Below are 16,191 nucleotides of genomic sequence, written 5' to 3' on the forward strand. Positions count from 1 at the left end.
ACCAAATTAAATAGATTTATTAAAAGGAGATTATTATGAAATTTAGCCTTAAAGGTTTACTGACTATCGCAGCGGCAGCTTCAGCGCTAGTACTAGCAGGTTGTGGTGAGAAAGAAGTGGATACTTCTAAAATCAAGGTTGGCGTAATGGCAGGTGCTGAAGCACAAGTTGCAGAAGTAGCGGCTAAAGTCGCAAAAGAGCAGTACGGCCTAGATGTTGAGTTAGTGACTTTCACAGATTACGTAACACCAAACGCAGCACTGGATGACGGCTCTATCGACATCAATGCATTCCAACACGCACCGTACCTAGATCAGCAAGTAGCTGACCGTGGCTACAAGCTAACAATCGCTGGTAACACGTTTGTTTACCCAATCGCGGGTTACTCTAAAGAAGTGAAATCTGTAGACGAAATCCAAGACGGCGCTCGTATTGCAGTACCAAACGATCCAACTAACCTAGGTCGCTCTCTGCTTCTTCTTGAGCAACAAGGTCTGCTTGAGCTTCGTGAAGGCGCTGGTCTTCTAGCAACCGTTCGTGACATCGTTGGTAACCCTAAGAATCTAACGATTGTTGAGCTAGACGCAGCTCAACTGCCGCGTTCTCTTGATGATGTTGCACTGTCTATCATCAACACAACTTACGCTAGCTCTATCAACCTGACTCCGCAAAAAGACGGCATCTTCGTTGAAGACAAAGACTCTCCATATGTAAACCTAATCGTTTCTCGTGAAGAAAATCTAAACGCTGAAAATGTACAGAACTTCGTAAAAGCTTACCAAACTGAAGAAGTGTACAACGCAGCTTCTGATATCTTCCAAGGTGGCGTAGTAAAAGGTTGGTAATCACCTAAACTACAGCAATCTATAGATATCCGAAGGGGCTGACATAACGTCAGCCCCTTTTTTACTGGTTATGATTTACAAGAAAGTTCTACTTACCACCAAGCTTCCACTTGCATACCAACGCTCATTTCACTGTTTTTACCTTCACCGAAAGCATTGTCATTTTCAGCATCGTTTAGATAAGTAGCAAAGATACGGAATTCAGGACGAGACCAGAAACCCACTTGTGGAACCCAAGCCTGAGCGATTGTGAATTTACCACCCGCCCCATCTTTGTTATCGATAGTTTCAACAAAGCCACCAATTTCAAGAATGGTACGCATACGCTTGTCCCACTTGTAAAGCGGGCGAATTACCGCACTAAAAGAATCATCATCGCTATTATTGGCACCAACACCGGTTGATGCTGCATAACGAACAGTGTGGCCAAACTCGATGTTCTCGCCAATCGCAAGCACGCCCCAGTTAATCAATCGGAAGCCCTCGGCGTCATTATTGCTTGCATCACGTACGATACCCTTACCGGTACCAAAGGTTGTCATCTGCTCTGCATAACCAGAGTTAGCAACCTGTAGAATCGTTTTATTGAAGCCATCTGAAAGGTTTTGATTCAAGCTTGCCGTTAGCATTACGCTGTCATCCGCATCGACCGTTTGACCTTGCTTTTCATTGGCGAAGTTCATATCAATACCGACCTCAAGATCCGCATTTTTCCACAGTGGAATCCCGGCATAGCGCACGTCTGCAATCATGGCTGTGGTTTCTTTACCATCAAATACATCACCCGTAACGGTGTCTTGAATCAAAGCTACCGATAATTTACCTGGACCCATATTGATGTGTTCAACACCAGCACCAATACCACTTACGTCCCAGTAGTAGTTGTCAACGATGTGCACATCATGACGCTGGTAGTAACGTTCACCTGCCCAAATTCCAATGTCCTTATCTTCAAAAAGCCCTACCGCTTGAACATTTAATTGCACCACATCCACGCTTTTATCCGCGGCATTCTCATCTTGGCCTTGCCAGTACGACAACATGGAATCAACTAAAAATGAAACGTCGTCCTCTGCATACACCTCTTTCTTAAAACCAAACTCACCATACAGGTCATTTTCGTTGCCAAGTCGGCCAACTTTACTCACCTCCCACTTGCTGTTTGAGCCGCCTTCATTACTCAGGCCAACGCCGCCGCGCATGTAACCATTGAACTCCAATGGCGTGGTTTCATCAGCGTATAAATTAGGGGCAAGTAAAGCAGTAGAGAGTGCAGCAGCAATAGGTAACAGTTTCATCGTCCATTCCTTTCAGATCTAGAATCAGGTTATCTTTATAATGGGAACATTCCCATGGGATCGATCCCATTTATATTGAGAAGAATATAAATTGAAAGAGAACTGATTGATTATTGTGATCAGGCTAACTATTGAGGTAACTAAAAGTTGATGGGTGTTGGATTATTTCTATGAATACGTTGGAGCTACAGAAAGAGGGGAATATCACGTTCTGTACCTACTTGGGGGGAACAGTAGTTAACAATTAGGGGGAATAAAGATTGGGAAAAGATAGCTTGTGAGTCGCGAAATCGAGTAAGAAAACAAGATGGTAAACGATTAATATAAAAGGGAAAATCGATATCGGAGCACTTAAGCAATACTCCGACACCTAAAATATGACGTTTAAATAACCGCCAAAGGGTTACTTCAGGTGATCCCAAGAGATGTTTGACACCAATCGGCAGTCATCACACTTGAAATAGAAAATATCGTGAATAGGCGCATCAAGCAGCCATTCACCACCGCACTGAGGGCATTTACGCTCTTTTTCAGCTTTCAGGCTGATCCCACCGACACGATACAAGTAGTAATAAGTTGGAACCTTAGTCAGAAACTCAATGCGCCCTCTCAAGCCCCAGCCGCGTTTAAACAATACGCTTTTGGTATCGCTAATCTCGGTCAGCGTTGCATGTTCAGCACGGCAACCCCCGCCCATTTGTACTTCATCACAGGCTTGCCATTCTGTCTGCCATTTCAACACGGATTTATGGTCACCATTGAAGGTTGGCGGGTTGCGGTACAAAGGGATCGGCAACAAGCTATCGCCACTACGCAGCGGCGAACAGGTATGCACGAATGTCGTGTATAACACCTGCCAACTTGGCGTTTCATCTTCTGCCACTTCTTCTGAGTTCAGATCTCGACCAAGCAGACGCATCTTAGGCGCTAATAAACTCGCAGCTGATAAGCGTTCAAAACAGACCTTTACGAAATCTGAATGATTACGTGGGTGTAAGCTGTCTTGCTCGGGGCACACAACGCGAACATAAAATTCGCCGTCACCCATCACGATTGGAAACTCACGACCTAACACTTGTCCGTTGTAACGAAGTGCATCCATTAAGCCATTAACTGCCTTATCGACAGCGCTGACCGTTGTGTTATCAAAACACTCAAATTGAAGCTCTAGTACGTACATCTATTTACTATATGTGGTTCTATTAATAGCATCATTATAACGACTATTTATACTATTGTACTTAGCTTAATAATACGGATGACCCCGAATTAAATAAATATTCGCTTATAGCTTATATCCTACTGCCTGGAGCTCTAAAGCAGCCAGTTAAAAACGCTATCATCTTCAGGCAAGTAGAAAACCAATTGACTGGCTTTCTACTCTGTTCAACAAAAATTAAACCACGCTTTTACGTAAAAGTTTGTTGTTGGAACAACTGTTCTACAATTTCATTGGATGTTGTCATAGCGCTCATATCGAAGCCTGATAAATCCAAGTTGGTCATCTCAACTGCAACAGATTGGCCAGATTCCGATTCGATCGCTAACTCAATACTACTATCCGCAGTTAATGAAGCTGTAACATGCTCTAGTAGCACTTCCATATTAGCAACATCATCTCCAGTCAGGTCAAGAAGGTCTGTGAGGTCAATATTGTCATCACCAAAAGTGAAATCAGTAATAGTATCGCGTGACAAACCATCCACTGAGTCTTGTTCAAAAACAAAAGTGTCTTTGCCCTCTCCCCCCGTCAAAATGTCATTACCTAAGCCACCAATGAGTACATCATCACCTTCACCGCCAAGTAAAAAGTCATCCCCTTGATTACCATGTAAGGTATCACTGCCTTGCTGGCCGAGTAGTATATCAATACTTTCAGAACCAAGAATCGTATTACCCAACTCATCGCCAGAAAGTGTCACACTCTCTTGAATGACAGGGACTGCTCCTTTTTCGGTTAGAATTAAACTAAATACATTGTCACTGTTTTGCCCTTTACCGTCCGTAACCTCAAAAGCAAAATTCATATTTATTTGCTGACCATTCGACAAGTTAAAGTTCTCGTCTTGGGTAAAGTTATAACTTCCATTTGAGTATACTTCCAAGACACCAAACTCTGTTGTCACACTCAGAAGACCATTTTCACTAACAATAGAAGAAGTCACATTGGGCGGTGTATCAAAGCCCATAAACTCGGTATTCATCAATCTAAAGTCATTAGTTTGAGTAGACACCTGTAGCGTATCACCATCAGGATCGAAGCTACCCGACAATAACTCACCGGCAATAGGCTCCGGCGTATAATGTTTAAGCAGTTGTCCTAAACTTTCTCCAGAGTCTACATATACGACAGTATCAGTAATGCCATTCATTGCATCCGCAACATTTTCGTCACCACGCGTCGCAATACCAATACCATAAACAGAAGCTTGGTTATCTTGAACATATTGCTCCCAGCGGTCACTTAGATCATCAGCAACCACAGCCCCGTCTCTAGGGTTCGGAGCGCCATCTGACATGAAGAAGATAGAATCATGACTCTCGATTGGCTGCTCTTTAAGTAAAAGATCCCAATCCAGTTCACCTTGAGCGTTTAGGCCATCCTGCCACGGGAAACGATTAGAACTATCACTTGGTGCCATGACAGCTTCCAAGGCATCATTGTAATCGGTGTTCATTCCTCTATTGTCGATCCAGCACCACTCATTCACATACTTATTGACATCCGTCAGGTAAGCCATGTCCGTGAGCTCACGTCCATTCAGTTCTGGCGGACGTGTCATCTCAAGAATGTCACCAAGTTCAAACCAACTTTGCTCTTCAGTTTCACCTGCAAATTTAACCAAGCGAATGTAGCTATTTGAAGATCCACCTTGTTGTATTAGATCTTCAACCATTTCATGTAGAGCTTCTGCTGCCTTATACGCTCTTGACTCTGTACGTGAAGCAAGAACTTCATCCGGTAAGTCATTATCTCTATACGTATTCGTCCCATCAAAAGTCCGAGTCATACTGCTAGAAACATCGAACACAACTGTGATCTTATTGATAGGTTGCTCTTCTACTTCAGCAAAACCAACTACTGCTGTGTTCTCCGGCGCCCTATTTTCAACGACATTCAGAGTAACTGTAGTTTGATCTAAGTCGCTGCCATCACTTGCTTCTACGATCAATTCATGAGCTGAAGAAAGATCAAAATCTAAAGCGTCTGAATCTTTTAACCAAATCTCTCCCGTATTACTGTCTATGCGGAATTTGTCACTATCATCCCCTTTAAGGGTATAAGTGATCGTATCGTTGTCAGGGTCAAATGCTGCAACTTTACCAACCAAAATTCCGCTCTCATGCTCAGCAACGTCAAAACTAATGGTGTCGGTGGTTGCTAAACCGTGTCCATCAGAGCCTCGAATTTGATCTTCATCGTTTGGAGAAATAAATTCTGGGGCACCGTCTTTGATATTTATTGTAATATCGTTAGTTGCAATATCACCATCAGCATCAATGACTTTGAATGCAAAGCTTTCACTTTGATCACCATCGACATTATTCGCTTTATAGTCATACCAACCATTTTCAAAATTAATCGTTAACTGGCCAAAGTTCGTTTCTACTTCAAGCAGAGAATGTTCTGAAACTTGAGAAGATATCCCATTAACATCCGTTTTCGATACTGTGCCTGTTTGTTTATCAAACTGGTAGTTTTCACCTTTGATTTCAAGAGAATTAACCCATTGAATTTCACCGCCAACTTGAGAAAAAACATCACTTTGAACTTCACCAGGGACGGTAGTCACTAAAACATTCTCTACATTTGACTCATCAACAACCAATGCCGAACCAGAACTAGTCGCCACTGGTTTGAGATAATTCAAAGAAGCACTATCGCCAATACCAAGCGCCCAAATATTATTAAAGGTATGGCCATTGGCAGACACTCCATTTTCCATCGCTAATTCGAGAATCAACTTTTCTTCGGCATCTGTCGGAGCCACTCGGCCTGATAACAAGTCATCATAATGTGATTGGTTGCTAAAATGCGCCGGGTCTAAGTCATCCATTAAGCTTGTTCGAGCTTGAGAGGAATAGAAATCTTGACGAGTCCAGCCACTGAAATCTGAAGGCTGTCCATCAGAGATAAAGTACAACTGGGTATTGGAGCCCGCGACTTGGCTAGAGAAACCATCAGCTGAAACAATGTCTTCAACCTGCTCAATCGCTTCATAATAGGGTGTCCAACCAGCTGGAGATACAGTAGCAAAAAAGTCTGTAATATCTTGCTCTGACTCGATCCAGTTAGAGGTTTTACCGCTTGGTGAACCAGAGTGAGTAGCAATTTGGAACTTCACATCTCCCAGTTCATCATATTTCTCAAACATACTTTTTATTGAAGTTTGTGCTAAATCCCATCTTGTCGTTTGCAGACCATTTGAATCGAGAACAGTATCATTCATAGAGCTAGATGCATCTAGTGCAATCACGACTGAGTTAGACTGAGGTTGAACATCTTTTATCGTATGTTGATGAGTTCCAGCTTCGGGAATAACATCGACCACTTCAATATTTAGCTGCGCTTGCTCCACTTGATGACCGACATCTAGCGTGATATTTAAATCAAGCATCAATGAATCATTACCCTGTTCTAGATGATCAAGTGCCGCATGTTGCGATACTTGATACTCACCAGTAGCTTGATCTATCTTTGCCGAAAGCACATCAACTCGATGACCATTAACCTCAGTAAACGCACTAAATTCTGTTTGGTCTTGAGAAAGTTCAAACTGGACTACCAGACCGTTGCTCGTTAAACCAGAAAGATCTTGTGTACTATCGAATCGATACTCGGCTTCTTCCGCTGAACCAAGGTCTGCATCCAGTTCACCTTCGACAAATACGGTCTGATTTGCACCTAAGTCAGATTCTTCTAGAGTAACTGATTCATTATCAAGTGAAATAGATTCTCCGATTATGGTAACGGTGACGCTGGCTGTATCCTGCAACCCATCCTCATCTTGAATAGTGTACTCAAACTCTACAGTTTTAACTTCACCTACACTTAATGTTTGCTCAGCTAAAGGTAGGCTATCTAGATACTTTTCAGCATCAAAAACAAATTGACCGTTTTGAAGTGTTATGTAGTTCGCCTGTGGGTAATCAACAATAGTTAGCTCATCGTTCTCTGGGTCACTATCATTGGCGAGCACATCTAAAGTTAATAGACCGGTTCCGTGTGTGTGATAATTACTATCGAAAGACGTTAAATCAGCAGATACTTCAGTAACGAAATATTCAGAACCTTTAGGGTCAACAACCCCATCTTTGTAGCCAATTGCAGACAATTCAATCGTATCAAAGTATCGTCCGGAGGCATCAATAGAAACTAATTGGCTGCCACCACGATTCCCTTCAAATATACCTGTCGCAATTAATTCACCATCAAAATAGGCTTTCCATACGCCTTGCTCAATGCCTGGTTCCCAGCTTCCGTTGTTTGTATCTGTCCATAAGTTTTTAACTTCAACTTGTGCATGATTAGCAAGTTGATTATTAGCAAAAGTGAAACTCATCGCTTCACTCTTCTGAGTTGCATCATCGTAACCAATTTGGCCAGATTGAACACGATCAGAAGGGTTATCAAGATCAGAATGCACACCGTATTTATTGTCACCATCCCCGGTGTAATCTGCCAGAGTTGCATCTGCAACTTTTTCTCCAGTCACACTGTCAATTACATAGACATCGACTTTGATATCGTCGCTGGCTATCCAATTCGATGAATCTAATGTTTTGGTTTCAGTCGTAATACCCTTGTCATCTAAAGCAGTCGGACCTTCATTAACGTCACCGACTGCTATTTGAACCTGAGCGGTATCCGTCTCTCCGGATTCATCAGTAACGAGCACGCCTACACTGTAGCTTTCGATGTCTTCGTGATTGAGAGATACGCCTGGTTTCAACGAAATTTCACCTGATACAGCATCAATCTGAAAGAGGTCGGTATGATTGCTAAGAGAATAGGTCAATTGACTTGCGCTATCGACGTCAAATGCACCGACCTGACCAACAGTTTGACCTGGGCTATTTTCAAGCACAGAGAATGAATAAACATCATCATCAACGAGTCCCAAACTGTTTAGGCCATGCGAGTCGTTATTGCCACTGACAAATTCAGGTTTATCATCTGAGCCAGTGATGGTCACTGCAATCTCATGCGTGCTGCCATCCGCAGTCGCGACCGTGAAGGTGCGAACAATTGGAGTAGAGTCGGCATCCAGTGCTTGGACATCGGCGTGGTCATTGTTGAGCACATAGGTCCACTCACCGTCCGCATCGATACTGAAGGTGCCGTAATTGCCATCTTGAATATCGGTCTGCGCGGTAAACACCGCTTCGTCTAAATCCGGATCGTCGACATTTAAATTACCGCCCGTGGTCAGCGTCACGTCTTCTTGCACCGCGCCAGTATCATCACCCGGTTTGCTTGGCGTGATGACCGCGGCGTCGTCTGAGCCAGTGATGGTCACTGCAATCTCATGCGTGCTGCCATCCGCAGTTTCTACCGTGAAGGTACGAACGATGGGAGTAGAGTCGGCATCTAACGCTTGAATATCCGCGTGGGTATTGTTGAGTTGATACGTCCATTCACCTTTGTCATCGATACTAAACGTGCCGTAATTGCCATCTTGAATATCGGTCTGCGCGGTAAACACCGCTTCGTCTAAATCCGGGTCGTCGACATTTAAATTACCGCCCGTGGTCAGCGTCACGTCTTCTTGCACCGCGCCTTTATCATCACCCGGTTTGCTTGGCGTGATGACCGCCGCGTCGTCTGAGCCGGTGATGGTCACTGCAATCTCATGCGTGCTGCCATCCGCAGTTTCTACCGTGAAGGTACGAACGATGGGAGTAGAGTCGGCATCTAACGCTTGAATATCCGCGTGGGTATTGTTGAGTTGATACGTCCATTCACCTTTGTCATCAATACTGAACGTGCCGTAATTGCCATCTTGAATATCGGTCTGCGCGGTAAACACCGCTTCGTCTAAATCCGGGTCGTCGACATTTAAATTACCGCCCGTGGTCAGCGTCACGTCTTCTTGCACCGCGCCTTTATCATCACCCGGTTTGCTTGGCGTGATGACCGCCGCGTCGTCTGAGCCGGTGATGGTCACTGCAATCTCATGCGTGCTGCCATCCGCAGTTTCTACCGTGAAGGTACGAACGATGGGAGTAGAGTCGGCATCTAACGCTTGAATATCCGCGTGGGTATTGTTGAGTTGATACGTCCATTCACCTTTGTCATCGATACTAAACGTGCCGTAATTGCCATCTTGAATATCGGTCTGCGCGGTAAACACCGCTTCGTCTAAATCCGGGTCGTCGACATTGAGGTTGCCGCCGGTGGTCAGCGTCACGTCTTCTTGCACCGCGCCTTTATCATCACCCGGTTTGCTTGGCGTGATAACCGCCGCGTCGTCTGAGCCGGTGATGGTCACTGCAATCTCATGCGTGCTGCCGTCGGCAGTTTCTACCGTGAAGGTGCGAACAATTGGAGTAGAGTCGGCGTCTAGAGCTTGAACATCCGCGTGGTCATTGTTGAGCACATAGGTCCACTCACCGCTGTCATCAATACTGAACGTGCCGTAATTGCCATCTTGAATATCGGTCTGCGCGGTAAACACCGCTTCGCCTAAATCTGGATCGTCAACATTGAGGTTACCGCCGGTGGTCAGCGTCACGTCTTCTTGCACGGCACCTTTATCATCACCCGGTTTGCTTGGCGTGATGACCGCGGCGTCGTCTGAGCCGGTGATGGTCACTGCAATCTCATGCGTGCTGCCATCCGCAGTTTCTACCGTGAAAGTGCGAACGATTGGAGTAGAGTCTGCGTCCAACTCTTGAATATCGGCGTGGTCATTATTGAGGACATACGTCCACTCACCGTCAGCATCGATACTGAACGTGCCGTAGTTGCCATCTTGAATATCGGTCTGCGCGGTAAACACCGCTTCGTCCAAATCTGGATCGTCAACATGGAGGTTGCCACCCGTGGTTAGGGTCACGTCTTCTTGCACGGCGCCAGTATCATCACCCGGTTTGCTTGGCGTGATGACCGCCGCGTCGTCTGAGCCGGTGATGGTCACTGCAATCTCATGCGTGCTGCCATCCGCAGTTTCTACCGTGAAGGTACGAACGATGGGAGTAGAGTCGGCATCTAACGCTTGAATATCCGCGTGGGTATTGTTGAGTTGATACGTCCATTCACCTTTGTCATCGATACTAAACGTGCCGTAATTGCCATCTTGAACATCGGTCTGCGCGGTAAACACCGCTTCGCCTAAATCTGGATCGTCAACATTGAGGTTGCCGCCTGTAGTTAAAGTTACGTCTTCTTGCACGGCGCCTTTATCATCGCCAGCTTTGCTTGGCGTGATGATTGCCGCGTCGTCTGAGCCGGTGATGGTCACTGCAATCTCATGCGTGCTGCCATCCGCAGTTTCTACCGTGAAAGTGCGAACAATGGGAGTCGAGTCGGCATCCAACTCTTGAATATCGGCGTGGTCATTATTGAGCACATAGGTCCACTCACCGTCCGCGTCGATACTGAACGTGCCGTAGTGACCATCTTGAATATCGGTCTGCGCGGTAAACACCGCTTCGTCTAAATCCGGGTCGTCGACATTTAAATTACCGCCCGTGGTCAGCGTCACGTCTTCTTGCACCGCGCCTTTATCATCACCCGGTTTGCTTGGCGTGATGACCGCCGCGTCGTCTGAGCCGGTGATGGTCACTGCAATCTCATGCGTGCTGCCATCCGCAGTTTCTACCGTGAAGGTACGAACGATGGGAGTAGAGTCGGCATCTAACGCTTGAATATCCGCGTGGGTATTGTTGAGTTGATACGTCCATTCACCTTTGTCATCAATACTGAACGTGCCGTAATTGCCATCTTGAATATCGGTCTGCGCGGTAAACACCGCTTCGTCTAAATCCGGGTCGTCGACATTTAAATTACCGCCCGTGGTCAGCGTCACGTCTTCTTGCACCGCGCCTTTATCATCACCCGGTTTGCTTGGCGTGATGACCGCCGCGTCGTCTGAGCCGGTGATGGTCACTGCAATCTCATGCGTGCTGCCATCCGCAGTTTCTACCGTGAAGGTACGAACGATGGGAGTAGAGTCGGCATCTAACGCTTGAATATCCGCGTGGGTATTGTTGAGTTGATACGTCCATTCACCTTTGTCATCAATACTGAACGTGCCGTAATTGCCATCTTGAATATCGGTCTGCGCGGTAAACACCGCTTCGTCTAAATCCGGGTCGTCGACATTTAAATTACCGCCCGTGGTCAGCGTCACGTCTTCTTGCACCGCGCCTTTATCATCACCCGGTTTGCTTGGCGTGATGACCGCCGCGTCGTCTGAGCCGGTGATGGTCACTGCAATCTCATGCGTGCTGCCATCCGCAGTTTCTACCGTGAAGGTACGAACGATGGGAGTAGAGTCGGCATCTAACGCTTGAATATCCGCGTGGGTATTGTTGAGTTGATACGTCCATTCACCTTTGTCATCGATACTGAACGTGCCGTAATTGCCATCTTGAATATCGGTCTGCGCGGTAAACACCGCTTCGTCTAAATCCGGGTCGTCGACATTGAGGTTGCCGCCGGTGGTCAGCGTCACGTCTTCTTGCACCGCGCCTTTATCATCACCCGGTTTGCTTGGCGTGATAACCGCCGCGTCGTCTGAGCCGGTGATGGTCACTGCAATCTCATGCGTGCTGCCGTCGGCAGTTTCTACCGTGAAGGTGCGAACAATTGGAGTAGAGTCGGCGTCTAGAGCTTGAACATCCGCGTGGTCATTGTTGAGCACATAGGTCCACTCACCGCTGTCATCAATACTGAACGTGCCGTAATTGCCATCTTGAATATCGGTCTGCGCGGTAAACACCGCTTCGCCTAAATCTGGATCGTCAACATTGAGGTTACCGCCGGTGGTCAGCGTCACGTCTTCTTGCACGGCACCTTTATCATCACCCGGTTTGCTTGGCGTGATGACCGCGGCGTCGTCTGAGCCGGTGATGGTCACTGCAATCTCATGCGTGCTGCCATCCGCAGTTTCTACCGTGAAAGTGCGAACGATTGGAGTAGAGTCTGCGTCCAACTCTTGAATATCGGCGTGGTCATTATTGAGGACATACGTCCACTCACCGTCAGCATCGATACTGAACGTGCCGTAGTTGCCATCTTGAATATCGGTCTGCGCGGTAAACACCGCTTCGTCCAAATCTGGATCGTCAACATGGAGGTTGCCACCCGTGGTTAGGGTCACGTCTTCTTGCACGGCGCCAGTATCATCACCCGGTTTGCTTGGCGTGATGACCGCCGCGTCGTCTGAGCCGGTGATGGTCACTGCAATCTCATGCGTGCTGCCATCCGCAGTTTCTACCGTGAAGGTACGAACGATGGGAGTAGAGTCGGCATCTAACGCTTGAATATCCGCGTGGGTATTGTTGAGTTGATACGTCCATTCACCTTTGTCATCGATACTAAACGTGCCGTAATTGCCATCTTGAATATCGGTCTGCGCGGTAAACACCGCTTCGTCTAAATCCGGGTCGTCGACATTGAGGTTGCCGCCGGTGGTCAGCGTCACGTCTTCTTGCACCGCGCCTTTATCATCGCCAGCTTTGCTTGGCGTGATGATTGCCGCGTCGTCTGAGCCGGTGATGGTCACTGCAATCTCATGCGTGCTGCCATCCGCAGTTTCTACCGTGAAAGTGCGAACAATGGGAGTCGAGTCGGCATCCAACTCTTGAATATCGGCGTGGTCATTATTGAGCACATAGGTCCACTCACCGTCCGCGTCGATACTGAACGTGCCGTAGTGACCATCTTGAATATCGGTCTGCGCGGTAAACACCGCTTCGTCTAAATCCGGGTCGTCGACATTTAAATTACCGCCCGTGGTCAGCGTCACGTCTTCTTGCACCGCGCCTTTATCATCACCCGGTTTGCTTGGGGTGATAACCGCCGCATCGTCTGAGCCCGTGATGGTCACGGCAATCTCATGCGTGCTGCCATCCGCAGTCGCGACCGTGAAGGTCCGAACAATTGGAGTCGAGTCTGAATCTAGTGCTTGGACATCGGCGTGGTCATTGTTGAGCGTGTACGTCCATTCACCGCTGTCATCAATACTGAAGGTGCCGTAATTGCCATCTTGAATATCGGTCTGCGCGGTAAACACCGCTTCGTCTAAATCCGGATCGTCAACATTGAGGTTGCCGCCCGTGGTCAGCGTCACGTCTTCTTGCACCGCGCCTTTATCATCACCCGGTTTGCTTGGCGTGATAACCGCCGCGTCGTCTGAGCCGGTGATGGTCACTGCAATCTCATGCGTGCTGCCGTCGGCAGTTTCTACCGTGAAGGTGCGAACAATTGGAGTAGAGTCGGCGTCTAGAGCTTGAACATCCGCGTGGTCATTGTTGAGCACATAGGTCCACTCACCGCTGTCATCAATACTGAACGTGCCGTAGTTGCCATCTTGAATATCGGTCTGCGCGGTAAACACCGCTTCGCCTAAATCTGGATCGTCAACATTGAGGTTACCGCCGGTGGTCAGCGTCACGTCTTCTTGCACGGCACCTTTATCATCACCCGGTTTGCTTGGCGTGATGACCGCGGCGTCGTCTGAGCCGGTGATGGTCACTGCAATCTCATGCGTGCTGCCATCCGCAGTTTCTACCGTGAAAGTGCGAACGATTGGAGTAGAGTCTGCGTCCAACTCTTGAATATCGGCGTGGTCATTATTGAGGACATACGTCCACTCACCGTCAGCATCGATACTGAACGTGCCGTAGTTGCCATCTTGAATATCGGTCTGCGCGGTAAACACCGCTTCGTCCAAATCTGGATCGTCAACATGGAGGTTGCCACCCGTGGTTAGGGTCACGTCTTCTTGCACGGCGCCAGTATCATCACCCGGTTTGCTTGGCGTGATGACCGCCGCGTCGTCTGAGCCGGTGATGGTCACTGCAATCTCATGCGTGCTGCCATCCGCAGTTTCTACCGTGAAGGTACGAACGATGGGAGTAGAGTCGGCATCTAACGCTTGAATATCCGCGTGGGTATTGTTGAGTTGATACGTCCATTCACCTTTGTCATCGATACTAAACGTGCCGTAATTGCCATCTTGAACATCGGTCTGCGCGGTAAACACCGCTTCGCCTAAATCTGGATCGTCAACATTGAGGTTGCCGCCTGTAGTTAAAGTTACGTCTTCTTGCACGGCGCCTTTATCATCGCCAGCTTTGCTTGGCGTGATGATTGCCGCGTCGTCTGAGCCGGTGATGGTCACTGCAATCTCATGCGTGCTGCCATCCGCAGTTTCTACCGTGAAAGTGCGAACAATGGGAGTCGAGTCGGCATCCAACTCTTGAATATCGGCGTGGTCATTATTGAGGACATACGTCCACTCACCGTCAGCATCGATACTGAACGTGCCGTAGTTGCCATCTTGAATATCGGTCTGCGCGGTAAACACCGCTTCGTCCAAATCTGGATCGTCAACATGGAGGTTGCCACCCGTGGTTAGGGTCACGTCTTCTTGCACGGCGCCAGTATCATCACCCGGTTTGCTTGGGGTGATAACCGCCGCGTCGTCTGAGCCGGTGATGGTCACTGCAATCTCATGCGTGCTGCCGTCGGCAGTCGCAACCGTGAAGGTGCGAACAATGGGAGTAGAGTCGGCGTCCAGCGCTTGAACATCGGCGTGGTCATTATTGAGAACATACGTCCACTCACCGTCTGCATCGATACTGAACGTGCCGTAGTTGCCATCTTGAACATTGGTCTGCGCGGTAAACACCGCTTCGTCTAAATCCGGGTCGTCAACATTGAGGTTGCCACCCGTGGTTAGGGTCACGTCTTCTTGCACCGCGCCTTTATCATCACCCGGTTTGCTTGGGGTGATAACCGCCGCGTCGTCTGAGCCGGTGATGGTCACTGCAATCTCATGCGTGCTGCCGTCGGCAGTCGCAACCGTGAAGGTGCGAACAATGGGAGTAGAGTCGGCATCTAGCGCTTGGACATCGGCGTGGTCATTATTGAGCGTGTACGTCCACTCACCGCTGTCATCAATACTGAACGTGCCGTAATTGCCATCTTGAACATCGGTCTGCGCGGTAAACACCGCTTCGCCTAAATCTGGATCGTCAACATTGAGGTTACCGCCCGTGGTTAGCGTCACGTCTTCTTGCAAGTCACCGTTATCGCTTCCACTAATAATAGCGGATACTGATTCAGAAATAACATCAATAGTAGAATTAAAAACAGTGTTCAAAGTGACTTGTTGAGCTTCATTTATCCCCTTGGTCTCAAAGAACGTTTTCGCTAAAACTTCCACGCCATCTCTTTCAATACTTCCAGAAGTTATCAAACTAGAGCCACTGACATTTCCAGCCGCGGTAGCAAATTCACTCCCTAATAAAGTAGGGTCTAAGCCGTCTTCGAGAGCATTGAATAACGCAATAACATCTGGTGATATGTCAATATTTTCGTGTTGATCAACAAACGTAACTTCAGGTTCTTTATTGCCTTCAAACGTTTCGACAATAATTTCACCAGGAAACAACTGCTGCCCAGGTTCGACTACTTTAATTTTACCATCCAAACCTATAACAACATGCGTTTCTACTGCTAACTTCATTCTGTCGACCACTGCTCATATCCCCTAGAAATCATCGATTAGATTCATCAATCAAACCCAACACAACAAGTTCATTTATTGGCAAGAAAAATAATTGGGTAATTTATCATCAAAAGGCCCTTATAAAACACGCACTTTTATGGGCTTAAATTTTCATGTTTTAAATTGGTTTTATTTTTATTCAAACAATAATATTTTATTAACACATTAAAAATTGAAGAAGTGTCATATATTTTTCGATTAAAAATAAGTTTATGACCAGTAATAATCTCAGAATATTGAATGACATTCTTTAAGCATTTTCATTCATTCTAAATCAATAAAAACAAATAATGACCTAAATAT

At 47.0% G+C, this 16,191-nt stretch carries 4 protein-coding genes; 1 reads left to right on the forward strand and 3 read right to left on the reverse strand.

The annotated features are described in order from the left end of the window. Positions 1 to 35: 35 nt before the first annotated feature. A complete protein-coding gene (locus tag DUN60_RS10620) occupies positions 36 to 845 on the forward strand; it encodes a MetQ/NlpA family lipoprotein (protein ID WP_004734371.1) in 810 nt (269 codons plus the stop codon). A gap of 92 nt (positions 846 to 937) precedes the next feature. Here the strand turns inward: DUN60_RS10620 and DUN60_RS10625 are convergent, their stop codons facing one another. From DUN60_RS10625 to DUN60_RS24450, 3 genes are all read right to left on the reverse strand, one after another. Beyond that, positions 938 to 2,143: a carbohydrate porin gene (locus DUN60_RS10625; protein ID WP_114633918.1), complete on the reverse strand. Its 1,206-nt coding sequence runs from the start codon at positions 2,141 to 2,143 to the stop codon at positions 938 to 940. A gap of 403 nt (positions 2,144 to 2,546) precedes the next feature. Further along, on the reverse strand, positions 2,547 to 3,323 hold the full coding sequence (locus DUN60_RS10630) for a Zn-ribbon-containing protein (RefSeq protein WP_114633919.1): 777 nt from the start codon (positions 3,321 to 3,323) through the stop codon (positions 2,547 to 2,549). Positions 3,324 to 3,552: 229 nt separating this feature from the next. Then, complete coding sequence (locus DUN60_RS24450) at positions 3,553 to 15,846, reverse strand: VCBS domain-containing protein (RefSeq protein WP_162808220.1); 12,294 nt, start codon at positions 15,844 to 15,846, stop codon at positions 3,553 to 3,555. Between the last annotated feature and the right edge of the window lie 345 nt (positions 15,847 to 16,191).

This window comes from Vibrio splendidus (assembly GCF_003345295.1).
Taxonomy (GTDB): Bacteria; Pseudomonadota; Gammaproteobacteria; order Enterobacterales; family Vibrionaceae; genus Vibrio; species Vibrio splendidus_K.